The sequence below is a fragment of the Halosolutus gelatinilyticus genome (genome assembly GCF_023028105.1).
In the GTDB taxonomy this organism is placed as follows: domain Archaea; phylum Halobacteriota; class Halobacteria; order Halobacteriales; family Natrialbaceae; genus Halosolutus; species Halosolutus gelatinilyticus.
In genome coordinates, this window is sequence record NZ_CP095491.1 from 2,863,440 (window position 1) to 2,889,116 (window position 25,677).

Sequence of the window (25,677 nt, forward strand, 5' to 3'; positions counted from 1 at the left end):
GGATTGACGCTCACCGGAACGACGGCAGCACGTCCTCCTCGTAGAAATCCATCGCCGCCTCCTGCTCGGGGCCGATCTGGTGGACGTAGACGTGATCGAAGCCGGCGTCGATCGCCTCTTGGATGCTGTCGACGTGGGCCTGCGGATCGGAATCGGTGACGGTGCTTCCCTCCGCGATGTCCGCCTTCTCGACCATCTGCGTCGCCTGTTTGAAGTGCGCCGGGGTCGAGAGCTCCTGGGAGAGTTCGCCCGGCAGCGCGCCGTTCGGCCAGTTCTCGTAGACGGTCTCGATCGCCTCGTCCTCGGTCTCGGCGACGCAGACGTCAAGTTGCGTGTATTTCGGACCCTCGCCGCCGGCATCCTCGAAGGTCTCGCGGACGCTCTCTTGCGGGCCCACGGTCCAGAGGCCGTCGCCGTGCTCGGCGGCCCACTCCGCCGTTTGCGGGTTGAACGCGCTCGCGATCGTCGTCGGCTGCTCGTCGGGGCAGGTGTAGAGGCGCGCGTTCTCGACCGTGTAGTGCTCGCCGTGGTGGCTCGTCGTCTCGCCGGTCCAGAGCGCGCGCATGACGTCCATCGCCTCCTCGAGTTTCTCGAGCCGAACGTCGTGTTCCGGCCAGCGCTCGCCCGTGACGTGCTCGTTTAAGTTCTCGCCGGTGCCGACGCCGAAGGTGAACCGATCGCCGAACATCACGTCGATCGTCGCCACGGCGTGGGCGACGTTCAGCGGGTGGATGCGCGTCGTCGGGCAGGTGACGCCGACGCCGACGTCGATCTCGCTCGTTCGCGCCGCGATCGCGCCGAGCGTGGACCAGACGAACGGTGACTCGCCCTGGGCGGAGATCCACGGGTGAAAGTGATCCGAGATAGAGACGAAGTCGAAGCCGACCTCTTCGGCGTGGCGGGCGTTCTCGACGAGCACGTTCGGTCCGTGTTCCTCGCTCGAAAGGGTGTAACCGAGTTGGGTCATAGCGGCCCGCTACCACCGTCGTCCGGGTAACGCTTCAGCCTGCGACGGCAAGAGCGACCGGCGACCTCCGACGGACGACGAAGCGCTTCGGGAACCGGAATCGAACCGCTTACCCACCGCCGGCGGATAGCCGCCCGTATGGAAGCCGTAGTCGAGGCGACGGACGTACGGAAAACCTACGGCGAGACGACGGCACTGTCGGGAGCGTCGCTCGCGGTGGAGGCGGGCGAGGTGTTCGCGCTGATCGGTCCGAACGGGGCCGGCAAGACGACGCTCGTCCGCGCGCTGACCGGGACGACCGAACCCGACTCCGGGACGGTGCGGGTGCTCGGCGAGTCGCCGACGACGGTCGATCGGCGTCGGCTCGGCGTGCTCCCGCAGGATTTTTCGCCGCCGGATCGGCTCGGCGCCCGCGAGCTGCTCGCGTACTACGCCGGCCTCTACGACGAGGCTCGCGATCCCGACGGCGTTCTCGCAGATGTCGGCCTCGCGGACGCTGGAGGGACGTGGTACGAGGACCTCTCGGGCGGCCAGCAACGGCGGGTCTGCGTCGGCGCGACGCTGGTCAACGACCCGGACGTCCTCTTCCTCGACGAGCCGACGACCGGCATCGACCCCGCGGGCCGTCGGACCGTCTGGCGGCTGATCGAGGACCTCGCCGCCGGCGGGACGACCGTCGTCCTCACCACGCACGACATGGCCGAAGCCGAACGGCTGGCCGATCGGGTCGGCCTGCTCGCCGACGGCGCGATCGTCGCACAGGGAACGCCCGAGTCGCTCGTCCGGGACCACGGCGGCTCGAACCGCCTGACGATCGAGACCGCGGCCGACCCCGACGCGTTCGCGGACCTCGCGTACCCGATCGACGCGGACGGCCGCGGCGAGGCGGTCGTCGTCCGGGACGTCGAACCCGCCGAGATCGGGACCGTCGTCGACTACCTCGACGATCAGGGCGTCGAGTACACGGGGCTGGCGTGGGCCGAACCCGACCTCGAGGACGTCTACCTCGCGCTGGCCGACGACGCGGAACGCGCCCGCACCGATCGGATCGGAGCGCGCGGCGACCTCGCGAAAGCGGGTGAGACGGCGTGAGCCGCGTCGGTCGCGTTCGCGCCGAAACCGGCGCCGGCTGGCGATCGTTCGTCCGCCGCCGGACCGCCGTCTTCTTCACGTTCTTCTTCCCGGTGATCCTCATCGTCATCTTCGGGGCGCTCGTCCGAACCGATCCCACGGGCGAGGGGTTGTTCACGGAGCCGGCGGCCTACTACGTCCCCGGCTACCTCGCCGTCGTCGTTCTCTTCACGCCGCTGTCCCGGATGGGCAGCGAGGTGGCGCGCCACCGGGAGGGCAACCGCTTCGAAAAACTCGCGACGACGCCGTTGACGCGAGGGGAATGGCTGCTCGCTCAGACGGTCGTCAACGCCGTCATCATCGGGCTGGCGAGCGTGCTCATCCTCGCGTTGGTCGTCTTGCTGACCGGCGCCGAGATCGTCTTCTCGCCGTGGCTGGTGCCGTACGTCCTCGTCGGCGTCGGCTGCTTCTGCGGCGTCGGCGCCGTGCTCGGCAGCTACACGGGCTCCCAGGACGGCGCGATCGCCGCCAGCAACGCGATCGGCCTCCCGCTCCTGTTCCTCTCGGAGACGTTCATCGCCCTCGATCAGCTTCCCGGCTGGTTCGAGCCGCTGGTGAACCTCTCGCCGCTGACCTACTTCGCGCGCGGCGTCCGGGCCGCGACCTACCCGCAGAGTGGTGCGCCGCCGGTCGCCGGCGTCGATCCCGCGATCGCGAACCTCGCGATCCTCGCGGTCGTCGCCGTCGTCGCGTTCGCGCTCGGCGCGCGATCGATCCCGCGGACCGATTGAATTGCAGGACGATACCTCTCACCCGAGTTTTCCGATCGGTCGTCCGAACCGCGGACTCGCACCACGGTCCCGTCGACCGCGACGTGCTACCGGATCGTCACCGAATCTCGATGCCGCCGGTGTCGGCGCCGCTACCGCTATCAGCGGGGATGCCGGTTCGACCCGCGAGACGGACCGTCTCCCGGGCGTCGCCCGATCGACGACGAACCGTGAGATCGACGGCTTCGCCCGGCCGTTTCGCCGTGAGCAGATAGCTCGTCAGTTCCTCCGTCGATCGAAGGTCGCGATCGTCGATCCCGACGAGCACGTCGCCGCCGACGGGGACGGCGCGACCGCGAACGCGACGGGTCGAGTGACAGCCGCCGAGAACGCCGCTCGCGGGACCCTCGCGGACGTCGACGACGAGGACGCCGCCGGGTTCGTCGAGGCCGTTCGCTTCGGCGACCGTTGGCGAGACGTCGAGGGTGCTGACGTGGAGCGTCGCGTGGTCGCACCGGCCGCGTTCGATCAGTTCGGGGACGACGCGGGAGACGAGGGCCGGCGAGATGGCGAAGCCGATGTTGTCCCCGCTTCGTGCCCGGTTGACGCCGACGACTTCCGGCGCCCCGTCCGCCGTGACGGCCACGAGCGGACCGCCGCTGTTGCCTGGGTTGATCGGCGCGTCGGTCTGGACGACGTCGGGAATGGCGAACCCGCCGCCGACCGGCGTCGTCCGTGAGATGCCGCTGACGATGCCGGTCGTGATGGTCCCGTCGAGACCCATCGGGTTCCCGAACGCGGCGACCGATCGTCCGGGCTCCGGATTCTCCGAGGCGACCGGCAACGGATCGACGTACGACGGGAGCGCCTCGACTTCGACGACGGCGAGGTCGGTGTAGGGATCGGTTCCGACCACGCGGCCGACGCGCCAGTCGCCCTCGCTGAAGCGGAGTTCGAGCGTCGGATCGGCGACTCGACCGGCGCTTTCGGTCCGGCCGAAGCCCGATACGACGTGGTGGTTGGTGATGACGGCCCCCGATCGATCGTAGACGAAGCCGGAGCCGGCTCCGCGACCCGATCGATCGCCGTCGACGTAGATCGAGACGACGGCCGGGGCGACGTCGCGGTACAGTTCGGTGAAGTTCGGTTCGCGTGCGGACATCGAAATACTCGGTGCTCGGCGGCTGGTGGCCGTCGATCACCTGAGGTAAGGGAAGGTTGGTAATAAGGTTAGTGGTGCATGGTAACATGGTTGACGGCCGGCTCCTCGAACGACTGCGAAATCGCGATCCGTAGCATCCTCGAGCGCGATCTATGCGGGAATCGCGATCGTCGGCGTGAACGTGTACTCGAAGACGTGATTGAGCAGCAGGTACGTGACGACGCCGAGGACGAGGCTGAGAATCCATGACCCAGCGGCGATCCGGCCGATCCGGGCGTGCGACGTTCCGCGCAGCTCCGCCGGCGTGTGCGTGAGCCCGAGGATCAACGCGTAGAGGACGACCGGCACGGCGACGATCGAGAGGATGATGTGGATCGCCAGCATGATCAGATAGGCGTAGTACACGGAATCGGGACCGACGAAGTACTTCTCGCCGCCGCCGCCGACGCGGAGCAGGTAGACGACCAGAAACAGGAGGATGAGTCCGAACGCTCCGGTCATCGCCAGCCTGTGTTTTTCGATCTTGCCGGTCCGAATCCAGTACCAGCCGGCGATCAGCAGCACCGTCGCCATCGTGTTGATGATGGCGATCACGTGTGAGAGAAGGTGTATCTGCGCGTTCGTGAGATCGGGGTAGAACGGAATCTCGAGTACGAACGTTCCGATGACCAGCGCGTACCCGACGACCGTCAACAGCACCGTCGTCCCGAGCGGTCGGTTGCGAAGTCGCCGTCTCGCGTCCGCAGTTGCCATTGTCGGGGATTAGGGAAGACGCCGTATCTGTCTTCCCCTTCCGGAACGAGTGCGGGATCGATCCTCGCACGAAATCGAGGCGATCGATCGGCCGGGATCGTTAGTCCGATCCCGGGCGGGGCTTCGATCCGACGGCTCCTGGACGTCACCCCTCCCGGTCCTCGAGACTCACCGATCCATCCCGTTCGACGGTGACCTCGTATCCGCAGTACGCGAACGAGACGGTGCCGCTGGACCGAGGTCGGCCGTCGGTGCGCCTCGCGAACAGCGCGTCGAGCGCCGCGGGATCGACGACGGTGTGCAACGGTTCGTACTCCGGCGGTCCCAGTTCCTCCGCCGAAATTCCCTCGACGGCTGCGATCGTTTCGACGACTGACTGACTCGGCGACTGATAAACCGTGGTGTCGATACCGTCACCACCCCCCTCCATGCTCGGTTCCACCTTCCGAATCGGGCGGAATAAAGCTATCTGTTTACATCTGACTTCTGATAGTCGATTGGTATCGACTGGGTCGGTATCGATGGGAGAAAAGAGTGAGGGGGCGTCGGGTTCGGCTCGCACCTCGTTCGTGCGATCGTCCCGATTTCGGAATTGTATCTCCAAAATTATATAATAGTCAACGGATATATATCGCGGGTTTGCCCGGCCGCGCCTTCGCCGCCGACTCGTCGTCTGTCGGGGTTCGAACGGTCGCGTCGGCGTCGAACTCGTCGGCGATGAGCCATCTCGCTCGCTCCAGGACCGTTCGCTCCCGCTCGGGCGACAGGTGGCGGTCGAGTTCCGCGTAGCCGGCCAGGTCCCCGACGAACGATGCGACGGCCTCGCGATCGACCGCGACACCGTCGTCGGCGAGCGCGCGGCCGACGGGGGATTCGTCGGCGTCGGCGCCCCGGTAGTGTTCGACGACCCGGTACTTCCAGGTCGGCGCGACGACCAGTTCGATCCGTTCGGGATCGTCGATCGCGGCGGTGTCGACGATGTCCCGGACGTCGTCGAGGGTCGTCTCCACGAGGCGGCGCTCGAGACCGTACGCGACGCCCTCGCGCTCCGGCCAGTCGGCTTCGACGACGAGTCCCTCGCCGCGGAGCTTGTTCCACACCTCCTCGGCCAGGTGCGGCGCCATCGGCGCGATCAGCGCCGCGAGGGTCAACAGCCCGCGTCGGTAGACCTCGCCGTGTGGCCGACCGTACTCGCGGTACCGTCGCAGCAGCCGCGTGAGGTCCCGGATCTCCGTCGCCGCTCGGTGAAACCGGAACCGCTCGTACTCGTCGGTGGCCGCGGCGATCGTCCGATCGATCTCGTCGGCCAGGTACTCGTCGCGGGGGCGGCGCTCGACGCGCGTCTCACCCTCGTCGACGAACGCGGTGGCCATCCGGTAGAGGCTCTGCTGGAGGTCGTAGGCGCCGCGGACGTTGTTCGCGGTCCACTCGAAGTCCTGTTCGGGGTGGGCGGCCGAGAGGAGGAACAGCCGCGTCGTCTCCGCGCCGTACTCCCGGGGAGCGACGACGTTCCCCTTCGAACTGGACATCTTCTCGCCGTCGTACAGCACCGTTCCCTGGCTGACCAGTTTCTCGACGGGTTCGCGCCGATCGAGCAGGCCGAGGTCGGCCAGCGCCCGCGTAAAGAAGCGGATGTACAGTAGGTGGAGAATCGCGTGCTCCTCGCCGCCGACGTAGACGTCGACGGGGAGCCACTCGTCGGCGCGATCGGCGTCGAACGGCGCGTCGTCGAGATCGGGGGAGAGAAATCGCAGGTAGTACCACGAGGAGTCGACGAAGGTGTCCATCGTGTCCGTCTCGCGGCGGGCGGGCTCGCCACACTCCGGACAGTCGGTCTCGCGGAAGGACTCGTGTTCCTCCAGGGGGTTGCCCGTGGTTCGGACGAACTCCGGCAGCTCCACCGGGAGTTCCTCGTCGGGGACGAGGACGCGACCGCAGTCGTCGCAGTGGACGACCGGAATCGGCGTTCCCCAGTAGCGCTGGCGCGAGATCAACCAGTCTCGCAGGCGGTAGGTGACGTCCACCTCGATCGCACCGACGTCGGCGAGCAGTCGATCGCGGGCCGTCTCGCTCTCGAGGCCGTCGTACTCGCCGCTGTTCTCGAGGAGCCCCTCGCCGGTGTAGGCCTCCGCGTCGACGTCGACGGGTTCGTCCTCCGGAACGATCACGCGCTCGATCGGCAGGTCGTGCTCGCGAGCGAAGGCGTGGTCGCGATCGTTGTGCGCCGGCACGCCCATGACGGCACCGGTGCCGACGTCTTCGAGGACGTAGCCGGCCACGTACACCGGCACTCGATCGCCCGTTAGCGGATGGATCGCCGTCGCGTCGGTTTCGATCCCCGAGTAGCCCGCCCGATCGGGGCGTCGCTCGCGCGTCCGCTCGACGTACTCGCGGACCGCGTCGTCCGCGTCGGCAAGTTCCCGCGCGAAGGCGTGTCCCGGCGAGACGGCCAGGTACGTCGCCCCGTAGATCGTGTCGGGGCGGATGCTGAAGACGTCGATCGTGTCCGTCATGGTTCCGTCGTCCGGTTCGCCCGCGTCGTCGGTCCCGGTCGCGTCGGGTCGATCGATCTCGAACGGGATCCGAGCGCCCTCCTGGCGCCCGATCCAGTTGCGCTGGATCTCGCGGACGCCGTCGGGCCACTTCTCGAGGTCGTCCAGCCCCTCGTGGAGGTCTTCGGCGTAGTCGGTGATCGTGAAGAACCACTGGTCGAGTTCGCGGCGGCCGACGGGCGTTTCGCAGCGCCAGCAGACCCGTTCGCCGTCGCGCCTCGCGGCTTCGCCGTTCGTCAGGTCCGAGGACTCGCTGCGCTCGTCCTCGCGGCTCGCGGCGTCGCCGCTCGCTCGATTCGAGGGGTCACTGCGTTCGCCCTCGCGTTCCTCGACCTGCGCGTCGGCGAGGACGGTCTCGCAGTCCGGACACCAGTTGACCGTCGCCGCCTCGTACTCCACGAGCCCGGCTTCGTAGAGTCGCTTGAACAGCCACTGGTTCCAGCGGTAGTAGTCGGACTCGCAGGTGGTGATTTCCCGCGACCAGTCGTAGCCGAAGCCCATCGTCTCGAGCTCCTCGCGCATCCGGCGGATACAGGCTTGCGTCCACGATTCGGGATCGCTCGCCCGTTCGTACGCGGCGTTCTCCGCGGGGAGTCCGAACGCGTCCCAGCCCATCGGGTGGAGGACGTCGTCGCCGCACATCCGTCGATAGCGGGCGTAGGCGTCGGTGATCGCGTAGTTCCGGACGTGCCCCATGTGGAGCGTCCCGGAGGTGTAGGGAAACATCCCGAGGACGTAGGTCGGATCGTCGGCGTCCTCGTCGACCGCGTAGACGTCGTCGCGCTCCCAGACGTACTGCCAGAACTCCCGCACTTGTGCGTGATCGTAGTGGCTCGTCATTCTCGGGGAAGTCGTTGTCGCGTAGTGGGTGCGCCGGCTATATCACTGTTCGGCCGCCCGATCGCGCCGGTCTCGGCTGATCCGATTACCGGGAAGGGATCGGGGCAACGGCGATTCGAGCGCCGTCGAACGGAGGCGATTCCGCGCTGCCGTCTGGGTCAGTAACAGTCCTCGCCGCGAGACTCCGCCCGCACGCTGGCGCCTCACTCGTCGGACTCGAACTCGAGGGCGACCCCGTTGATGCAGTATCGCTTCCCGGTCGGTTCGGGCCCGTCGTCGAACACGTGCCCGAGGTGCCCCTCGCAGTTGCTGCAGACGACTTCCGTTCTGACCATCCCGTGGCTGCGATCGGGCCTGGTCTCGACTGCGTCGTCGTCCGTCGGGTCCCAGAAACTGGGCCACCCCGATCCCGATTCGTACTTCTCGTCGCTCGTGAACAGCGCCTGGCCGCAGGCGGCACACCGGAACACGCCGTCCTCCTTGACGTCCAGCAGGTCCGAGGAAAACCGCGGTTCGGTCCCGCACTGTCGCAGGATCTGATACTCGTCGCCCGAGAGCCGGTCCTTCCAGTCGTCGTCGGACTGCACTCGCTCCTCGTCGAGTCGATCGGTCATGCCCCGCAGTAGGGTTCGCAGCCATTTGAGTGTCGCCCCACCGGCGGTGTTCGGTCGCGGCTCCGGTGCGGTCGCACCGATCGGCGGTGGCGAATCGAACGGTTCCGTGAGGCGTTCGTTACACCCCACGCGGCCATCTCGAGGATGATCGGTGCGAGCGATTCGCCGAGGTCGGTCAGCGAGTACTCCGCAACCGGTATCTCGCTGACGATCGCCCCGTCGACCAGACGCTTCTCTTCCGGATCCTCCGAGACGTCCGAGTGCGCCTCGCTCGAGATACCGTCCACGTCGGTCTTGAGAGCGTTGAACCCGAGCGGTCCGTTGTCGAGCAGTCGATGAACGATCGCGGCGTGCCACATCTTCCCGATCAGCGTCGCGGTGAGCGTGGTCGGACACTACTCTTCGCCTTCATACCGGATTTCCAGTTCGCGTCCCCGTCCGGCAGATCGCTCATACGAACCGGCTCGCCGTCCGGACCAATATGGTCACGTATCGTACTACAGTTATGCACGGTTACTAGTTGAACGGCCCCTCTCGACTGGCACGACGGCACGTTCGGGGTCCTCGGTGTGGCGCCTGGTACCTGCAGCGTCGGTGACGACGCGCTGGCTCCGGGTTCGGTCCGACCTCGCGTTCCTTTCGCGTATCGTTTCGACGAGTGAAACGGTTTTATCGACCGTATAGTGAACCGCCGAACCACGAAACGATCAACGTAATGAACCACTCGCATCCACGCGCTGCAAGGAGCACCGCTGTCGGACCACCGCGGTGGCCCGTTTCGACCGATCGACGCGCGATCGGTCGAAATCGGCTCTCCGGAGGGCGAATCGGACGGCGAGCGAGCGGTCGACCGAACACCCTGCGTCGGTGGTAACGATGCGACGGAGCGCCACCGAGCAGCGTTCGAAGACGCGATCGATACAGACGAGCGTCCAAATCTTGCTCACCATCAGCGGCGTCGTGTTCCTGGTCGCCGGGTTGACGCTCGCCGCGGGCGTCGTCTCCGTCGGCGGTACCCTCGGCCCGATCACCGACCACTGGGGCGGGTCGGACTCGGGGGACGGAGCCGGGTCGGGGAACGACGACGGGGCGGATACAACTGGAGACGATTCGGGCGACGACGGTGCGGACGGTTCCGGCGGAGACAATAGCGACGGGACGGGACAAAACGGCGGAGACGGGACTGCCGACGACGGTGACGGGAATGGGACCGGCGGTGACGGGAACGAAACCGATGCCGGAACCGGCGGTGGCGGGAACGAAACTGACGACGGGACCAGCGGTGACGGCGAAGACGGAAGTAACAACGCCAACGAATCCGACGGGAACGAAACGCACGCGCTGACGGTGTTCGTCGAGGACGACGACGGCAACCCGATCGAGGGTGCGGCCGTCGAGGTCGATTCGCAGTCGGGATCGACCAACAACGAAGAGACCGGCCCGCGCGGCGAGGCCGCGTTCGACCTGGAAGACGGGGAGTACGCGATCAACGCGAGCGCGGACGGGTACGAAGCGGCGAACGCGACGACCGAGATCGACGGCGCGAACGAGACGGTCACCCTGACGCTCTCCGCCACCGACGACGGCGGCGACGATGGTGATGATAACGACGCTGGTAACGGCGCTTCGCCCTCCACGCTGACCGTACTCGTCGAGGGCGACAACGGTGAGCCGATCAAGAACGCCACTGTCGAAGTCAAAGAGGACGCTAGATTCTTCCCGTCGAGCGAGGAGAAAGACGTCGACAACGACGGCAAAGCCGAGTTCAAACTGGAGGACGGCAAGTACACCGTGACGGCGTCCGCGGACGGCTACGAAGAAACGGTCAAATCCGTCGAAGTCGACGGCGACGACGAGGTTATCCTCCTGACCCTCGACCAGAACTAGTAGAGCAGTCCGGGCGGCTCTTTTCGCGCAGGGTAGTACAAGATCCGATCGCAATCGGCTCGCTGCTCCGTACCTGGTTTTTCGCCTTCAGGCTCGTCGCCCGAACGTCGATCGCGGGGCGACAAAGCCACTCGACGCGATCGGCAGCGGCGGACGCCGATTCGATCGGGGCCGACGAGGCGACGGGGAACGAATCGCCGCTCGGAATCCCCGCTCAACCGGGGCGACCTCCGATCGACTGGCCGCGGTTTCGGAGCGGTTTTCGTTTTGCGCGTCGCGCTCGGCCGCCGTCGCGCTCGTCGATCGAATCGCGTCGACAACGGCCCGGACGGCGTTCGAGTGCGATGTTCGTTCTCCGTCGATCCACGGCTCGAGCGGCGGTTCGGGTCGCTCGGCGATCGACGATCTGTTATGCCGACGACCGCTGACAACCCGTTTTGTCGAATAGCAACCGCGGACGATCGGTTTCGCCGAAGATAGACCGCTTCCGGTTCGCGTTCGACGGTCGCCACCGGCAAACATGAGCCGATCGGACGTGGCGTTCGATCGCGGCCGCGCGATCCGGCGAGACGTCGACGACGTCAGTCGGCGCCAGGGGACGCGACCGCGATGCCAGCGAGCGCGCGGACGGGACGCGACGTCAGTGCCGAGCGCGTTCGCGTTTCCGGACCGTCCACACTAGTTGCGTTCGGGTGCTCGGAGTCGAGAGACCGGCTCGTCGGCTTCCCGTCGAAGGAGCGCCGCGGCGCCCGTCGACTGCCGCCGATCGAGCGATCGGTCACGAGACGCTCGATCGGTTTCGAGCGGGCGAGAGCTACGAGGATCGCTCTCGGGCGGGGATTGGACGGCGGACGGCCGGTCGGTTCGCCAGAGCGAGATCGCGATCGAGACGACGCGGAAGGCTACCGAAAACGGGCGCGTCGCTGTTGAACACGGCGTCGAAAAATCGTCAGCGTCGGTGCGATCGGCTCACTCGACCGTCACGCTCTTCGCGAGGTTGCGCGGCTTGTCGATCGGTCGATCGAGGAGTTTCGCCGCGTGATAGGAGAGCAACTGGAGCTGGACGTTCGCGAGCAGTCCCGCCCAGACGGGATGCGTGTCGGGGACCGAGAGGTGTGCGTCGGCGACGTCGACCAGCGGGTGGTCCTCCGGGCCGACGGCGACGATCGGCGCGCCGCGGGACTGGGCCTCGATCGCGTTCGTCTTCGTCTTTTCGTCGTCGCCGCCGGTGTAGACCGCGAACACGGGCGACTCCTCGGTCACGAGGGCGAGCGGGCCGTGTTTGAGCTCGCCGGAGGCGAACCCTTCTGCGTGCTCGTAGGTGATCTCCTTGAACTTCAACGCGCCCTCGAGGGCCACCGAGTGGCCGAACCCGTTGCCGATGAAGAAGTACGACTCGCTGTCGAAGTACTCGCGGGCGAGCGCCTCCGCGTCGGTCGTCTCCAGGACGGTTTCGACGTGCCGGGGGAGATCCGCGAGCGCGTCGAACATGGCCTCGCGGTCCGCCGCGGGCGTCGCGTCCGGGATGTCGGCGGCGATGCGCTGGGTGAGCAGCGCGAGCGTGACCGCCTGCGAGGAGTAGGTCTTCGTTGCCGCGACGCCGACCTCCGGCCCGGCCCGGATGTAGATCGCGTCGTCCGCTTCTCGCGCGGCGGTCGAGCCGACCACGTTGGTGACGGCGAGCGATCGCGCACCGCGGCTCGTCGCTTCTCGGACCGCATCGAGCGTATCCGCCGTTTCGCCGCTCTGGGTGACCGCGACGACGAGCGTGTTCTCGTCGACCGGGCCGGACGTCACGTCGTACTCGCTCGCGCGGAGGACTTCCGTCCGGACGCCGGCCGTCCGGAGTAGCTGCCCGCCGTACATCGCCGCGTGATAGGAGGTGCCGCAGGCGACGAACTGGACGGTGTCGACGTCCGCGAACGCCCCGTCCGACAGGTCCTCGAACGCGGCGTCGCCGTCGTCGATCCGACCCTCGATCGCGTTCGAGAGGGCCGTCGGCTGGGTGTGGATCTCCTTGAGCATGTAGTGGTCGTACTCGCCCTTTCCTGCGTCTTCGGGGTCCCAGTCGACGGTGTCGACCGGACGCTCGACCGGGTTCCCCGCCAGGTCGGTGATCCGGTAGGCGTCCGGATCGAGGACGACGAGGTCGCCGTCCTCGAGGTAGATCACGTCCTCGGTGTGATCGAGGAACGCCGGGACGTCGCTGGCGAGGAACCACTCCTCGTCGTCCAGTCCGAGGACGAGCGGCGATCCCTTTCGCGCCGCGTAGACCCGCTCTTCGCCGTCGACGATCGCGGCGATCGCGTAGCTGCCCTCGAGCGTCTCGACGGCTCGGCGGACGGCCGCCTCGGTGTCGCCGATCGTTTCTCGGTACTCGGCGATCAGGTGCGGGATGACCTCCGTGTCGGTGTCGCTTTCGAACTCGTGGCCCTTCGCCTGGAGGTCGGCCCTGAGTTCGTCGTAGTTGTCGATGACGCCGTTGTGGACGACCGCGACGTTACGCGCCATGTCCGTGTGCGGGTGGGCGTTCTCGTCGGTGGGAGGGCCGTGGGTACTCCAGCGGGTGTGGCCGATGCCCATGTTCCCGTGGGGCCGCGAGTCGAGCGTCGATTTGAGGTCGGCCACTTCGCCGGAACACTTGTGGACCTTGACGCCCGAGCCGTTCTGGACGGCGATGCCCGCCGAGTCGTAGCCGCGGTACTCGAGGTTTTCGAGCCCCGAGAGCAGCGTGTCCGCCGCTTCTCCCTGTCCGATGCGCGCGATTATCCCGCACATCAGCCGCTCACCTCCCATCGGACGGCGGTGATCGGTCCCGTCGCGTCACCGACGGGACGGCCCGCGACGAACATCGCCGCGGCCGTGACGGTCGATTCAAGTCGGTTCGAGACCGCTGCCCGAAGTGCAGTGCTGTTCCGTGTCATTGGTATCACCGACCCGCGTCGGTCGTCCACGACTGGACGGGCGGGTCTCTACGCCCACCGATGCCGACAGCGTCCATTACTATACGACCGGTAAGACGGTCGCTATCGGCTGAATAAAGTCGAGTTCGGTTTCACGTCGCGCAATCGCGCTCGTTCGCCGCTCAACCCGGACCGTCGCGGTCCGGAAGAGGCGACGCCCCGGACGCCGCGGAACCGGCGGTCGCGAGACAACGACGGCGCAGCGGTGACGGCCGCGATCGGCGAGGGTCGCGGTCGATTGAGGTGGCGTCCGCCGCTCGTCGTCCGCCGTATTCGTATGACAACTGGACCTCTCTGCTTCGCGAATTCGACGGTGATATGATCGAGATGCAGTACGGGGCCGGGACGAAAATCGATTCCTGGACGTTGCGAGAACTGATGCGCGGCTATTTCGGTACCGATCGAGAAGCGACAGAAGGGAGGAGACGTTGGTAGCGCGTCCGCCTTCTCCGGAGGGTGTCCGGAGGGGAAGGGTGTGTGACAACCGGCTCGGCTCGCGCTCAGGGAAGCGGGTTTTCGACGTCGTCCGACCGGTCTTCGTCCGACGATCCGTCGCGCAAGATGATGACGTTCTCGCGGCCGACCGATCGTTTCTCGATCGTGCCGTCCGCGCTCATCTGCGAGCAGATCCGACTCACTTTCGACTTCGACCACCCGGTTTCGTCCGCAATCTGGTGCTGACGAATGCGTCCCTGATTCGCGACGAGCAGGCGGACTACCCTCCCTTCGTCGCTCAGGAGTTCGGGTGGGGTCTCGGGTGAGAGATAGTGTTCGTACGCCCGGTGGTCGTGGGTGCGTGACCGTTCCGTTTCGTCCGTTGTGTTTGATTCGTCCGATTCGTCCGATTCGTTCGCGTCGGTCGTCGGCGACCGGAGCGGTGCGATTCCGGCGCCGCGTTCCGACAACGCTTCAGCCACTCGAAGCCCGACGAGCCAGCTGATTAGTAGGAACAGCACCGCGATCAGGGCCGTCTCCCAGATCGACGACGCGCGAAGCAGTTGCAGCCAGGACAACGGGCCCCCGGGTCGATCGTCGATCGCCGGGAAAATCGCCCTCGCCGTGATCGCGTGCGCGCCGTGATCGGCGATCGCAGCCGGAGCCGTCTCGATCGAGCGGGTGCTACGAACCGCCTCCAACGGGATTCCGACTCCGATCTGGGAAGTGGACGCCATGGGTTATCGCGGTGTGCTTACGGTCGACGTGCGATCTCGGTGGTCGTCGCGGGCGCCGACCGCACTGGACCTTGGGGGAAGAACCCCTTCATTATAGGTTCGTATAGTGGTGTTTAGCACCTTTCTAAACGTCGGAACCGCCGGTTTTCGCCTTCCCGGTCGTTTTGGCCGCCGACGGCGCCCACAGAAGGGGGATTCTCGCCCGTGTCGCTGCTGCAATCGTTTATCCGCGGTATAGTAAACGGCCCACGTCGGGTTGGACGCTGTTGAGGCACGCCCGCTGATCGCGGGCGCACCAATTCCGAACGGCCACCGTCGCACGATCGCGTGTGACGCTCCATCAGACAACGTCAACCTATGACCACGACACTCAGCGACACGGAAACGCGAGCGGACGAGCGAGCGAACGACGAGCGCGACGAGGGGGTGTCCCGCTCGGAGATCTCTTACGAGCACGCCGCCGAGTCGTCCGCGCGCGAAGCGACGATCTGCGTCGTCGGCCTGGGCTACGTCGGCCTCCCGCTCGCCGTCGGGTTCGCGCAGTCGGACTACCGCGTGATCGGGTACGACGTCGACGAGTCGACGGTCGAACGGCTGCAGGCGGGATTCGACACGACGGGTGACCTCTCGAACGAAGCGGTTCGAAACGACGACATCTCCTACACCACGGACGCGAGCGAGATCGCCGACGCGGATTACGTCATCGTCGCCGTGCCGACGCCGATCGACGACGCCGATCGGCCGGACCTGAGCTACGTTGAGAGCGCCGCGACGACCGTCGGATCGAAGATGAAGCCGGGAACGACTGTCGTTCTCGAGTCGACCGTCTACCCGGGAACGACTCGAGAAGCCCTCGTCCCGGCGCTCGAAGCGGCCTCCGAGCTCACCGCCGGCGAGGATTTCTTCGTCGGCTACTCGCCGGAGCGGGCCACGCCGGGCGATCCCGACCACGGCCTGGCGGACGTCGTTAAAGTCGTCAGCGCGCAGAACGAGACGGTGCTCGACGACGTGGCGACGCTGTACGAGTCGATCGTTGACGCGGGCGTTCACCGCGCCCCGTCGATCGAAGTCGCCGAAGCGTGCAAGGTCGTCGAGAACACCCAGCGCGACGTCAACATCGCGTTCGTCAACGAGCTGTCGATGGCGCTCGAACGGATGGGCGTCGACGCGGAGGCGGTCCTCGAAGCGGCGGGTACGAAGTGGAACTTCCACGACTACCGTCCGGGACTGGTCGGCGGGCACTGCATCCCGGTCGATCCGTACTTCTTCGCGTACCGATCGGCCCGCGACGGGTACGAACCCGAACTCGTGCGCACGAGCCGGCAGGTCAATGAGTCGGTCCCGGACCACGTCGCGAAGCTGACGATCAAGGCCCTCAACGAGTGCAACAAGACCCTGCGCGAGAGTCGCGTGCTGGTCATGGGGCTGGCGTACAAGCCGGGCGTCGGCGACATCCGCAGTTCGAAGGTCTCGAACGTCGTCGACTCGCTTCAGGAGTACGACGTCGACGTCGAGGGCTTCGACCCGTTCGCGGACGACGAGGCGGTTCGGGACGCGTTCGATCTCGACGTCCAGGAGACCCTCACCTTCGAAGGCGTCGACGCGATCCTGCTCGCGACGCCGCACGATGAGTTCGAACAGCTCGATCTCGAGGCCGTGACCGCCGAGCTCGAAGCCGATCCCGCGCTGGTCGACGTGACCGGCGCCCTCGACGAAGCGGCGGCCGTCGAGGCTGGATTCGTCTACCGGAGGTTGTGAACAGATGCCACACCGGCGTCCCTGCGCTCCTCGCGCGGAGGTGGATCGACGATGCGAGCCGTGATAACGATCCAGCACCCCGGCCACGTCCACTTCTTCCGGCATCCGATCGCGGAACTCGAGGCGCGGGGCCACGAGATCCACGTCTTCGCCCGCGAGAACGACGTGGCGATCGACCTCCTCGAGGCGTACGACATCGACCACGAGGTGTTGGCCGGCGAATCGGGCGGATTGCTCTCGCTCGCGGCCGTCCAGGCGACCTACGAGACGCGGCTACTACGACGGGCGCGGCGGATCGATCCCGACGTCATCGCGGCCATCGGCGGCGTCGCCGCCGCCCACGTCGCGTCCGCGTTGCGCACGACGAGCGTCGTCTTCTACGACACGGAACACGCGACGCTGATCACCAGGCTCGGCTATCCGTTCGCGGACGTGATCTGCACGCCGTCGTGCTACCGCGACGAGATCGGACCGAAACAGGTGACGTACCCGGGCTACCACGAACTGGCCTACCTGCACCCCGATCGGTTCGAGCCGGACTCGTCCGTTCGCGAGTCCGTCGGCCTCGAACCTGGCGAGCGGTTCGCCGTCGTTCGCCTCAGCAGCTGGGAGGCGTCCCACGACGTCGGTCACGGCGGGTTCGACGATCCGCGCGAGGTCGTCGAACGGCTCGAAGAGGCGGGTCTCGAGGTCCTGCTCGCCGCGGAGGGGGAGCCGCCGGCCGACCTCGAATCGTACCAGTTCGCGACCTCGCCGGACCGGATGCACGACCTGCTGGCCTGCGCCGACGTCGTGTTGAGCGAGGGGGCGACGACCGCGGCGGAAGCCGCCGTGCTCGGCACGCCGGCGGTGTACGTGAACGCGCTCTCGCTGGGATACACGGCCGACATCGAGGAGTACGGCCTCCTGTTCGGCTACCACGGCGAGTCGCGCCACATCCGCGGGCTCGAACAGGCGGTGGCGATCGCCGAACAGGACGACGCGCCGTGGGAGCGCCTCCGCGATCGATTGCTCGCCGATCGGATCGACGTGACCGAGTTCGTCGTCCGACAGATCGAAAAGCACGCGCGGGCGTCCGCGTCGAACCGATCGACGGCGGCGGCCAACGCGTCCCACTCATGAACGTCCTCCAGCTGGTCACCTCGCCGCGGCCGTTCTTCGACCAGCAGATTTCGGCGCTCGAGGATCGCGGCGTCGACTGTACGGTCCTCCCCGTACCCGGAGAGTACAGCGGCGACTCCTCTCGGTCGCCGACGGACTACGTGCGGTACTATCCTGAGATCCTCTCGGCGGTTCGTTCGACCGAGTACGACCTCGTCCACGCGAACTACGGGCTCGTCGCGCCGTTCGCGCTCGCGCAGCCGACCCGGCCGGTAGTGCTGACCCTGTGGGGGACGGACCTGATGAGCCAGCGGGGGTGGCTCCGGTCGCTCAGCCGCTACGGCGCCCGTCGGGCGGACGCCGCGGTCGTTCCGAGTCGAACCTTATCGCGCGAACTCGAGACCGACCATGAAGTGATCCCGTTCGGCGTCGACACCGACCTGTTCAGGCCGATCGCGCGGGCCGAAGCCCGCGAGCGCGTCGGCTGGGAGACCGACCGCCCGATCGCGCTGTTTCCCTACGACCGGACCCGATCGGTCAAGGACTTTCCGCGGGCGCGCCGCCTCGTCGAGCGGGCCGACGCCGACCTCGAGCTACGGACGGTCTCCGGCGTCGACCACGAGGAGATCCCCTACTACATGAACGCCAGCGACGTCCTGCTGGTCACCTCGAGGCGGGAGAGCGGCCCGATGGTCGTCAAGGAGGCCGCCGCGTGCAACCTGCCGATCGTCTCGACCGACGTCGGCTTCGTCCGCGAAACGATCGACGGCGCGACGAACTGCGTCGTCAGCGACGACGACCGCGACCTGATCGACGGCCTCGAACGAGTCGTCGCCGACGGGGACCGATCCGACGCTCGCGAAGCGCTCGACGGGATCGGTCGCGAGTCGCTGGCCGACGACCTCCTCGGCGTGTATCGCCGGATCCTCGATCGGTCCGAGGGACGGCCCAGTCCAAGGGAGGTGAGCCATGAAATATAGATCGCTCTCCGAACTCCGGCCGCTGCGCCTCGACACGGTGGCGGCGATCGGCGGCCTCCTGATCGCGCTGATGCTGTTGCCGCTGCGGCTGCTGGCGTCGCAGATCTACCTCAACACCGTCCCGGTCGTCCTCGGCACCGCGTGCGCGTTGTACCTCCTCTCGCTCTACCAGGAGGACGACGCGCGGGCGTTCCCGACGCTACCGTCGTCGGTGTCGATGGCGCTCCCGGGCGTCGTCCTGACCGGGCTGGCGGGGCTCGTCGCCCTGACGGTACTCCAGGGGGCGCGAACGGACCTCTTCTTCGCGCTGGCGAGCGTCGTCGGTACGCTCGTGGTCGCGCAGATCGTCTTCACGAGCGATCGCGACTATCACAACGCGCTGGTGTTGCTCCAGATCGTCCTGTTCGCGCTCGTCTTCCGGTTCACCGCTCTGTACGCGACGCCTGGATACGTCGGAATCGACGTCTGGACGCACACGGAACTGATAGAGGGGATCCTCTCGGAGCGATCGCTCGGCGCGATCTCGGACGACAAGCACTACGCGTCGCCGTTCTACCATCTGCTGGTCGCGGCATCGGCGCTGCTGTACGACGTTCCGGTGCGGACCGCGCTGTTCCTCTCGATCGGCCTCGCGATGCCGCTGTCGATCCTGCTGGTCTACGCCGGCACGAACCTGCTCGTCTCGGAGCGGTGGGCGACGCTCGCGGCCGCGTTCTACGCGTTCGCAAGCCACGTCGTGATGTGGGGGATCCACCTCATCCCCACGAGCCTCGGGCTGGTGTTCTTCCTCGGGTTGGTGTACGCGCTGATCCGGGTAATGCGGATCGAGTACACGATCCGGGACTTCTCGGTGTTGCTCCTGTTGAGCGTCGCCGTGATCCTCACCCACCAGGTGTCGACGTTCATCACGCTCGTGTTGTTGCTGGCGGCGTTCATCGCTCAGGTGGTGTTCGTCGTCGGCCCGCTCGGGCTGACGCGGCTCGACGCGAACGTCTTCCGGGCGAAGAAGCCGGTCAACCTCGTCGGGCTCGTCGTCTTCAACGTCGGGCTGACGATCTTCGTCTGGTCGCTGACGCCCTACCGGAAGAACTCGTTTCTGGAGACGGTCCTGAGCTTCTTCGCCCAGACCGTCAAGGAGAGCGCCGGCTTCCTCAACATCGCAAGCGGGTCGGGCGACCCCGCCGAGGCGGGCGGCCCCGACGGCCCGCCCACACTGCTCGAACAGCTCGTTCCCTACGTGGACAACCTCGGGTTTCTGTTATTGCTCGGCGCCACGTTCGTGGGTTGCCTGTACATCGTCCACCGTCGACGCGCCGAGCAGTCGGTGTTCACGCTCATGCTGGCCGCGGCGTTCATGCTGGTGTTCGTCATGGGCTTCCCGATGTTCGGGATCCACACGTTCATCCCGACGCGCTGGTTCGCGTTCCTCTACGCGCCGATGGCGATCCTCGGCGCGATCGGACTGCGAACGCTCAGCGGAACGCTCACGCCGAAGCTCGTCGTCTCCGTGCTGCTGTTGTTCGTGCTGGTGTATCCGGGAGCGATGGTGCTCGCCGCCGAGAGCAACATCGACAACCCCGTCTTCGACGATCAGCACGAACGGCTGGCCTACGACGAGTCGGAACTCGCGGCGGCCCGATCGATCGCCGAGTTGACCGGCTCGCCGGACGGCAGCGAGATCCGTCCCGATCAGCGACTGTACACCGATCACCCGTACCAGACGCTGCTCGATCGAACGGGCGCGTATCCGTCGACGACGACGGCGACAGTACCGGAAAACGGGAGTGCCACGCACAATTATACGGTCTACCGGACGACCCAGTCGTCCGACGCGATCTACTTCGACGACGAGAATGGGTACGGCCGGATCGAACAGATCTCGCGAGAGCGGCTGTGCCGGCCGGGGCAGGCGACAGTCTACACGAACGGCGACGTGACGATGTGCACGCCGTCGCCGGCGTCCGGCTAACGTCGGATGCTCTTTCTCCGGGCGCTACCGACGCGAGCACCGCGGATCGTCGGTAGCGATCGCGTCGGAACCGACTCCCGCGAGCCGTCGTCGACGGCCGATCGTCGAGTCGGATAGAAGGCGTTTCGATCGCCCGGTCAGGGAAGGACAGGTGCCCCACGTCGCCACGCGCTCGCGTCCCGTTCGAAGCAACTGTGCGGCGTCTGAGGCAGGTTCCGGCCGGGGATCCCTTGCTCCATCGTGTGATTTCGAAAAGCGTCTCAGCGGAGATCCTCGACGGCTTTTGATCTGACGAATCGATCGTCACTCTCGGACTCGCGCGGGATGGCTCGCCGGCGGTCGTCGCGACCTGCCAGCGAACGACCCGCGGGCGACGATCGCCGTCTCGAACGGGTCATCGACGAGATGCGAACGAGATGCGGCGACGGACGCCCCGTCGGACCGTGATCGCCCCATCAACGGTGGCGAGCGCCGCGAGAGCGAGTAACGGAACGACGGACAGTCGATCGAGTGCAGTCACCGGTGGCGACCCCAAGTCAGAGAAAACGAGTCATCGACGACGTGGGGAGGTTGCGGACCGAGGACGACAGCGTCCGCCTCGACGGCCGTAGTGGGCCGTCACAGCACCACGTTCGTACGCGGCGAGCGCAGGAGATGCGCGAACGCGAGGTTCTCTCACGGCCGCAGCTACTCGACCACGATCGGGAGGTGAACGGCGCGGTACGCGTTTTCGGTGCTGGGTTCGGCCGGCGGTTCGTCCTCGTAGAGGAGCAGGGTCAGCCGGAGGTCCTCGCCCTCCATCGTCGGCGTGATTTCGAGCGTCTGCCGGTGCGTCTCGCCGTCGGGCACGGTCGCCGACTGCCGGTCCAGTTCGTTCGCCTCGTGAACGGTCACGTTATCCCCCTCGTAGCTCACCCGTTCGAGCAAGACCACGGTCGTGTACGTCCGCTCCTTGTGTTCCCGGTTCGTGATCGTCGCCTCCAGTTCTTGCGTCTCACCGGCGCTGTACGTCGAGTTGTAGATCGTCTCGACATCCCCGGTGACCTCCTCCGTGTTTATCGAGAACTCGGTGAATCCGTCGTGCTGTGGCGGGTTGGCGACTGCGAAGCCGCCGCTCACGGCCAGCAGAACCAACCCGATCGCGATCGCCGCGTTGTACGGCCGCCGATTCGTCCGATCGTATGCCGTCGCTCGGCTCCGGGTGAAAAACGGTGACACTGATGAAAGCGTCGGCGCGAATCGGCGGGCTGGCGGACACCGATGGCGAGAACCGATCGCGACGAGCGCGAGCGCGATCGTGAGAATCGCAAGTCCGGGGAGCACCGTTTCGACCGCTATACCCCTGGGGGTCACGGTCGCGAAAAGGGTGATCGCCGGAACGAGGGTAAGACTGAAGACGACTGACAGGACGAGTCGCTCGATCAGCGGTGGACCGCCGCTCACCAGCAGGGGGTTTCCGAGCCCGGTTTTCTCTTCGTCGAAGGACTGGTAATCGTCGTTCGGTTCGTCCGGGAAGAGGGCCGAGACGAGCGCGTACCCGGGGAAAAAGAGGACGAGCGGGAGTACCAGCAGGATCCGTCCGACCCCTCCGATACCGGTAAACACGCCAAGCGTGATGGCGCCCGTGACCGCGATGACGATCGCCTGATCGAGAAACCACCAGTTGGAATCGCTCATTTGTACGCACTCGTGGCTGACAGCGGTTTATTATCGCCCGAGTAAGCCCCGTCTGACGGGGGTCGTTCGGTGTCCGTCCGCCGCCAAATTATCACAATTTCGATACCGATTCTGCTTAAGACGCTTTCGGAAGTTCTGAACGATTGCACCGAGCGGAACGAACGCGAAACGTCGACATGGATTCCCCCCTGAATCGGGGAAATAAATTTGATCAAGTATTTCTGAACATCCCGATATATGGATTTTCACGCCCTATACTGCTGTTTTAAAAGTAACAAAAACGTTCACGGTGCCGGTAAATTCGGCTAAAATAAATCGATCAGAAATGCACGGTTTCAACACTTTATTACTGGCCTATGGATAGAGAAGACTGAGGCGATGAAAGCGATACATATCAGCTCTGAGGAACATTGCGAGCATGGTATGGACGACGAACCCGTCCGTTCTTCCGAGGAGCCCGACGTTTCGAAAGACGAAATCTTCCATCTCTTGCAAAATGAACGGCGTCGGATGGTCCTCCAGTATCTTCGCGGAACGGACGGGCCTGTACGCATGCGCGACGTCGCAGAGCAGGTCGCGGCGTGGGAACACGATACGACCGTTGAAGAGCTCACGTCGAAACAACGCCAGCGCGTCTACATCCCGCTGTACCAGTCCCACCTCTCGAAGCTCGACGAGGCGGGCGTGATCGACTATCAGCAGGATCGCGGCATCGTCGAGCGGAAGCCGCTCGCCGATCAGATCGACAAATACCTCGAATTGGAACCGGAGGCCGACTCGGCGGACGAAACGAGCGCAGACGACGGAGCCTGGGGCGATTACTACATCGGTGCGACGGTCGTCGGCTACGCGGTGTTGATCGGCGCAGTGATGGAGCTCCCGTTCGTTTCCCTCGTTTCGGGTATCGGCCTGAGCGCGCTGATCCTGTTCCTCTTTACGGTACTGACCATCAGCTGGAACATCAACTGATGGGCAGCCACAACGACTAGCTGTATTCTACGTACACGGGACGAACCAGACGGCGACCGTAGTGACGAGCGTGACAGTCAGCGCGGTCAGAACCGACGCCGAAACGATCGCGAGAAGCAGAATCAGGAAGCCGGCCGCGAGCACGCCGAGGACGGTCGGAGAGATGCCAGATCTGCGTCCGCCCGATCGGGGCCGCGCCCGTTCGACGAGTCCCTGCGTTTGGTCGAACTCGATCTCACCCGCCGCCTCGAGCGCCGGGAGTCGGTCCCGGTACAACCGCTCGTGAACGTCGGCCCACGTGTCGATCGGCGGGTGAGCGGGTTCGATCAACTGGTCGGTGATCTCGTCGACGGTCGCGGGCGTCGACATCTCGTCTAGATCGACCAGAAGCGCGGCATTCGAGTCCGGGACGTACTGCTCCGCGTCACCGCCGTCCTCGGTATCGGCCGTCGAGAGACCGTTCCGCGAGGGATAATAGATCGTAATCCCCGACGTAGTGTCGGCGTCTTCGGGACGTTCCCCCTCGGAAACGTCCGAGGACGAACTGAACCAGGACGGCGTCAGACGCATATTCCACGCTAAAATTCCTTGGTATATAAGTATTCTCTCGGTTTACCGTACTACGAACGATATAAACGGTCGTTAGAGCGGTCAGGGACCGAAATTTGAGGTGCCGAAAAACATCACAATCTGGATAGAGCCCGTCGGATCACGCTTTCGGAAGTTGCGGCGGCTGCAACCAGGGGAGCGATCGTTCCCGCGTCTGCAAACAGCGACCCGCCCACCGCTGGAGGTCGATGAGCCGGAGCTTGTGCCTGGCCGGCAGGTCGTGGACGTGCTCGGCGTCAGCCAGCAGGCGCCGATCGAAGTCGTGTCGATCGAAGAGCGTCTCGCGGTTCGGCCACGGCGGCTCGAACGACGAAAGGAAGGGAGTTTTCCGCCGAACGAACCCTTCGATTTCGTTGAGCAGCACGGTGTCGTGCGGTCGATCGGGCGGCCGGTATCGCAGAATATCGCCGTCGATCGACTCGCACGCCCGGAGGAAGGTGTCGGTCGTTCGGTGTTCGGGCGGCGTTCGAAGGTGCCAGTCGATCAACTCGCGGTCCGTCGCCAGAAATGACGTCAGAAAGTGATCGGCGAGGTGGTTGTGGAAGGGGACCGACGGCTGGTTGGCGATGCCACAACACGTGAGTGCGTTCTGTACGCGGTCCGCCCGCCACCGCCTGGATTCGAACTCGTCGGCGATCGCGTCCCTGACGAACGCTTCCGGATCGACGTCGTACGGGAGTCGATCGGCGAGTTCGAGACTCGCCTCGCGGCTGTAGCCGAACTTATCGAGGAGCGTCTCGATCGGATCCGGGTCGGGATCCAGGCGGCCGAGCGGAACCCGTTTGCCCGCGACGTCGACGGTGTCCTGTGCGGTGAAGTGACCCCGGAAGAAGGTGTCACAGAGGAGTCCGTGATACATCACGTCGACGTTCATCGACGCCGTGTATCCGGCGTGGTGGATGTGCAGCGACTCCTTGATTCCGTGGGAGTAGCGGACCTTCGATTCGTCGGGCAGGAGATACCGTTCGTCCGGCGGAAAGGCCGTGTGGCCCGCACCGTACTGGGCGGCCAGGCGCTTCGCGCCGCGCACTTCCTGCGCCGTCGGCGCGCCCACGGTGTACCCTCGTTCGACATCGAGCTGCGAGAGGATGATTCGCGAATCGTACCCCGCCGAAAGGAGGACGCCCTTTCGCCCGGGCAACGACGCCCGCTTGCGGAGGGCCCGTTCGAGCCGATCGGCGAGTTCGGCCACGTAGTCGAACTCCTCGGGACGGTAGCGGAACCGATCGAGCCGATCGATCGACGCTCGCGCGAGCCGACTGTCGATCGGGAGTCGACGGAGTTCTTCGACGGTCGTCTTCTCGCCGAGTGTGACGCCCAGGTGCAGAAACTCGAGGATCCCGTCCCGATGGAGCGTCGGTTCCGCGATCGTCTTGCCGACCGCGGCGGGATCGGTCCCGAAGACGCGGGGCCCGGAGTCGTCGGTGTAGTAACACTCCCGGGATCGGACCGGGTCCGTGACGACGACGGCGCCGTCGCTCGTCTCGCGATCGAGCACGATCAGGTACGAACCGTTGAGCGCCGATAGCGCGTCGAGCCCCTCGGTCTCGTATCGGTCGAAGAGCCAGCGGGCGACGTTCGATACGTCGCCTGGGGCGTACGCTTCGCCCCAGACGACGCAGTAGCCGTCGTCGCCGGTGTACCGAGCGCTCCAGCCGGGCGTTCCGAGATCGCTGTCCCTGATGCCGACCGTCGCGGTCGGTCCGTCGAGTACCGCGTCGAACTCGTCGCTGGATCTGAACCGCTCGAACGTCTCGCTGTCGCCGAATACGCCGAAGAGTTCCCTGTGCATCGTAACCGATCACCTCCGTAACGCAGCGGACGCGTCCGATCGCACCGCGTCGAACCGCCGTCTCGCTCGCG

At 66.0% G+C, this 25,677-nt stretch carries 20 protein-coding genes and 1 pseudogene; 8 read left to right on the forward strand and 13 right to left on the reverse strand.

The window, feature by feature from the left end:
• Window positions 1–10 precede the first annotated feature (10 nt).
• Complete coding sequence (locus tag MUH00_RS14150; protein WP_246999616.1) at window positions 11–967, reverse strand: TIGR03557 family F420-dependent LLM class oxidoreductase; 957 nt, start codon at window positions 965–967, stop codon at window positions 11–13.
• Window positions 968–1,105: 138 nt separating this feature from the next.
• Here MUH00_RS14150 and MUH00_RS14155 point away from each other — a divergent pair, with 138 nt between their 5' ends.
• Together MUH00_RS14155 and MUH00_RS14160 are read left to right on the forward strand one after the other, a co-directional pair.
• Window positions 1,106–2,059, forward strand: a complete 954-nt coding sequence (locus tag MUH00_RS14155) for an ABC transporter ATP-binding protein (protein WP_246999618.1) — start codon at window positions 1,106–1,108, stop codon at window positions 2,057–2,059.
• Window positions 2,056–2,829 carry an ABC transporter permease gene (locus MUH00_RS14160; RefSeq protein ID WP_246999620.1) on the forward strand — a complete coding sequence of 258 codons (774 nt, stop codon included), beginning with the start codon at window positions 2,056–2,058 and terminating at the stop codon, window positions 2,827–2,829. The genes MUH00_RS14155 and MUH00_RS14160 overlap by 4 nt, the downstream gene beginning before the upstream one ends.
• Window positions 2,830–2,926: 97 nt before the next feature.
• Here MUH00_RS14160 and MUH00_RS14165 read toward each other — a convergent pair whose 3' ends face one another.
• From MUH00_RS14165 to MUH00_RS14190, 6 genes and pseudogenes are all read right to left on the reverse strand, one after another.
• Window positions 2,927–3,970 carry a S1C family serine protease gene (locus tag MUH00_RS14165; RefSeq protein WP_246999622.1) on the reverse strand — a complete coding sequence of 348 codons (1,044 nt, stop codon included), beginning with the start codon at window positions 3,968–3,970 and terminating at the stop codon, window positions 2,927–2,929.
• Between the two features lie 150 nt (window positions 3,971–4,120).
• Window positions 4,121–4,723, reverse strand: coding sequence for a DUF420 domain-containing protein (locus tag MUH00_RS14170; RefSeq protein WP_246999624.1), 603 nt, complete (start codon window positions 4,721–4,723; stop codon window positions 4,121–4,123).
• Window positions 4,724–4,868: 145 nt separating this feature from the next.
• The gene (ddfA, locus tag MUH00_RS14175; RefSeq protein ID WP_246999626.1) at window positions 4,869–5,153 is read right to left on the reverse strand and encodes a DdfA family disk-determining factor; all 285 of its coding nucleotides are present in this window, start codon (window positions 5,151–5,153) and stop codon (window positions 4,869–4,871) included.
• A 187-nt stretch (window positions 5,154–5,340) separates the two neighbouring features.
• Window positions 5,341–8,115 carry a leucine--tRNA ligase gene (locus MUH00_RS14180; protein WP_246999634.1) on the reverse strand — a complete coding sequence of 925 codons (2,775 nt, stop codon included), beginning with the start codon at window positions 8,113–8,115 and terminating at the stop codon, window positions 5,341–5,343.
• 203 nt (window positions 8,116–8,318) lie between these two features.
• On the reverse strand, window positions 8,319–8,729 hold the full coding sequence (gene msrB, locus MUH00_RS14185; protein WP_246999636.1) for a peptide-methionine (R)-S-oxide reductase MsrB: 411 nt from the start codon (window positions 8,727–8,729) through the stop codon (window positions 8,319–8,321).
• Between the two features lie 116 nt (window positions 8,730–8,845).
• Window positions 8,846–9,124, reverse strand: a pseudogene (locus tag MUH00_RS14190) (winged helix-turn-helix transcriptional regulator); the annotation flags it as partial.
• Window positions 9,125–9,605: 481 nt separating this feature from the next.
• Here MUH00_RS14190 and MUH00_RS14195 point away from each other — a divergent pair.
• Complete coding sequence (locus tag MUH00_RS14195) at window positions 9,606–10,616, forward strand: carboxypeptidase regulatory-like domain-containing protein (RefSeq protein WP_246999638.1); 1,011 nt, start codon at window positions 9,606–9,608, stop codon at window positions 10,614–10,616.
• Window positions 10,617–11,585: 969 nt separating this feature from the next.
• Here MUH00_RS14195 and glmS read toward each other — a convergent pair.
• From glmS to MUH00_RS14210, 3 genes are all read right to left on the reverse strand, one after another.
• Window positions 11,586–13,394 carry a glutamine--fructose-6-phosphate transaminase (isomerizing) gene (gene glmS, locus MUH00_RS14200; RefSeq protein WP_246999640.1) on the reverse strand — a complete coding sequence of 603 codons (1,809 nt, stop codon included), beginning with the start codon at window positions 13,392–13,394 and terminating at the stop codon, window positions 11,586–11,588.
• Window positions 13,394–13,540 (reverse strand): hypothetical protein, encoded by a 147-nt coding sequence (locus tag MUH00_RS14205; protein ID WP_246999642.1) that lies wholly within the window; start codon window positions 13,538–13,540, stop codon window positions 13,394–13,396. The genes glmS and MUH00_RS14205 overlap by 1 nt, the downstream gene beginning before the upstream one ends.
• Window positions 13,541–14,079: 539 nt before the next feature.
• Window positions 14,080–14,751: a helix-turn-helix transcriptional regulator gene (locus MUH00_RS14210; protein ID WP_246999644.1), complete on the reverse strand. Its 672-nt coding sequence runs from the start codon at window positions 14,749–14,751 to the stop codon at window positions 14,080–14,082.
• 357 nt (window positions 14,752–15,108) lie between these two features.
• Here MUH00_RS14210 and MUH00_RS14215 point away from each other — a divergent pair, with 357 nt between their 5' ends.
• The 4 genes from MUH00_RS14215 to MUH00_RS14230 are packed head-to-tail and all read left to right on the forward strand — an operon-like array spanning window position 15,109 to window position 20,559.
• Window positions 15,109–16,509 carry a nucleotide sugar dehydrogenase gene (locus MUH00_RS14215; protein WP_246999646.1) on the forward strand — a complete coding sequence of 467 codons (1,401 nt, stop codon included), beginning with the start codon at window positions 15,109–15,111 and terminating at the stop codon, window positions 16,507–16,509.
• Window positions 16,510–16,560: 51 nt separating this feature from the next.
• Window positions 16,561–17,631 carry a DUF354 domain-containing protein gene (locus MUH00_RS14220; protein ID WP_246999648.1) on the forward strand — a complete coding sequence of 357 codons (1,071 nt, stop codon included), beginning with the start codon at window positions 16,561–16,563 and terminating at the stop codon, window positions 17,629–17,631.
• Window positions 17,628–18,590 carry a glycosyltransferase gene (locus MUH00_RS14225; protein WP_246999650.1) on the forward strand — a complete coding sequence of 321 codons (963 nt, stop codon included), beginning with the start codon at window positions 17,628–17,630 and terminating at the stop codon, window positions 18,588–18,590. The genes MUH00_RS14220 and MUH00_RS14225 overlap by 4 nt, the downstream gene beginning before the upstream one ends.
• Window positions 18,580–20,559: a glycosyltransferase family 39 protein gene (locus MUH00_RS14230; protein ID WP_246999652.1), complete on the forward strand. Its 1,980-nt coding sequence runs from the start codon at window positions 18,580–18,582 to the stop codon at window positions 20,557–20,559. Before MUH00_RS14225 ends, MUH00_RS14230 begins: the two co-directional genes overlap by 11 nt.
• Before the next feature lie 687 nt (window positions 20,560–21,246).
• Here the strand turns inward: MUH00_RS14230 and MUH00_RS14235 are convergent.
• The gene (locus tag MUH00_RS14235) at window positions 21,247–22,236 is read right to left on the reverse strand and encodes a DUF1616 domain-containing protein (RefSeq protein WP_246999654.1); all 990 of its coding nucleotides are present in this window, start codon (window positions 22,234–22,236) and stop codon (window positions 21,247–21,249) included.
• Window positions 22,237–22,614: 378 nt separating this feature from the next.
• Between MUH00_RS14235 and MUH00_RS14240 the strand changes: the two genes are divergently transcribed.
• Window positions 22,615–23,205 carry a DUF7344 domain-containing protein gene (locus MUH00_RS14240; protein WP_425603015.1) on the forward strand — a complete coding sequence of 197 codons (591 nt, stop codon included), beginning with the start codon at window positions 22,615–22,617 and terminating at the stop codon, window positions 23,203–23,205.
• A gap of 27 nt (window positions 23,206–23,232) precedes the next feature.
• On the opposite strand, the gene MUH00_RS14245 is transcribed toward MUH00_RS14240, so the two are convergent.
• Both MUH00_RS14245 and MUH00_RS14250 read right to left on the reverse strand, forming a co-directional pair.
• The gene (locus MUH00_RS14245) at window positions 23,233–23,775 is read right to left on the reverse strand and encodes a hypothetical protein (RefSeq protein WP_246999658.1); all 543 of its coding nucleotides are present in this window, start codon (window positions 23,773–23,775) and stop codon (window positions 23,233–23,235) included.
• Window positions 23,776–23,914: 139 nt separating this feature from the next.
• Window positions 23,915–25,606, reverse strand: a complete 1,692-nt coding sequence (locus tag MUH00_RS14250; protein WP_246999660.1) for an asparagine synthetase B family protein — start codon at window positions 25,604–25,606, stop codon at window positions 23,915–23,917.
• Between the last annotated feature and the right edge of the window lie 71 nt (window positions 25,607–25,677).

Coding starts and splice junctions, on each gene's coding strand:
- MUH00_RS14210 (WP_246999644.1), bottom strand. CDS start 14,751: ATGGCGTCCACTTCCCAGATCGGAGTCGGAATCCCGTTGGAGGCGGTT.
- MUH00_RS14170 (WP_246999624.1), bottom strand. CDS start 4,723: ATGGCAACTGCGGACGCGAGACGGCGACTTCGCAACCGACCGCTCGGG.
- MUH00_RS14240 (WP_425603015.1), top strand. CDS start 22,615: ATGAAAGCGATACATATCAGCTCTGAGGAACATTGCGAGCATGGTATG.
- ddfA (WP_246999626.1), bottom strand. CDS start 5,153: ATGGAGGGGGGTGGTGACGGTATCGACACCACGGTTTATCAGTCGCCG.
- msrB (WP_246999636.1), bottom strand. CDS start 8,729: ATGACCGATCGACTCGACGAGGAGCGAGTGCAGTCCGACGACGACTGG.
- MUH00_RS14165 (WP_246999622.1), bottom strand. CDS start 3,970: ATGTCCGCACGCGAACCGAACTTCACCGAACTGTACCGCGACGTCGCC.
- MUH00_RS14245 (WP_246999658.1), bottom strand. CDS start 23,775: ATGCGTCTGACGCCGTCCTGGTTCAGTTCGTCCTCGGACGTTTCCGAG.
- MUH00_RS14150 (WP_246999616.1), bottom strand. CDS start 967: ATGACCCAACTCGGTTACACCCTTTCGAGCGAGGAACACGGACCGAAC.
- MUH00_RS14250 (WP_246999660.1), bottom strand. CDS start 25,606: ATGCACAGGGAACTCTTCGGCGTATTCGGCGACAGCGAGACGTTCGAG.
- MUH00_RS14215 (WP_246999646.1), top strand. CDS start 15,109: ATGACCACGACACTCAGCGACACGGAAACGCGAGCGGACGAGCGAGCG.
- MUH00_RS14205 (WP_246999642.1), bottom strand. CDS start 13,540: ATGACACGGAACAGCACTGCACTTCGGGCAGCGGTCTCGAACCGACTT.
- glmS (WP_246999640.1), bottom strand. CDS start 13,394: ATGTGCGGGATAATCGCGCGCATCGGACAGGGAGAAGCGGCGGACACG.
- MUH00_RS14225 (WP_246999650.1), top strand. CDS start 17,628: ATGAACGTCCTCCAGCTGGTCACCTCGCCGCGGCCGTTCTTCGACCAG.
- MUH00_RS14155 (WP_246999618.1), top strand. CDS start 1,106: ATGGAAGCCGTAGTCGAGGCGACGGACGTACGGAAAACCTACGGCGAG.
- MUH00_RS14195 (WP_246999638.1), top strand. CDS start 9,606: ATGCGACGGAGCGCCACCGAGCAGCGTTCGAAGACGCGATCGATACAG.
- MUH00_RS14235 (WP_246999654.1), bottom strand. CDS start 22,236: ATGAGCGATTCCAACTGGTGGTTTCTCGATCAGGCGATCGTCATCGCG.
- MUH00_RS14180 (WP_246999634.1), bottom strand. CDS start 8,115: ATGACGAGCCACTACGATCACGCACAAGTGCGGGAGTTCTGGCAGTAC.
- MUH00_RS14220 (WP_246999648.1), top strand. CDS start 16,561: ATGCGAGCCGTGATAACGATCCAGCACCCCGGCCACGTCCACTTCTTC.
- MUH00_RS14230 (WP_246999652.1), top strand. CDS start 18,580: ATGAAATATAGATCGCTCTCCGAACTCCGGCCGCTGCGCCTCGACACG.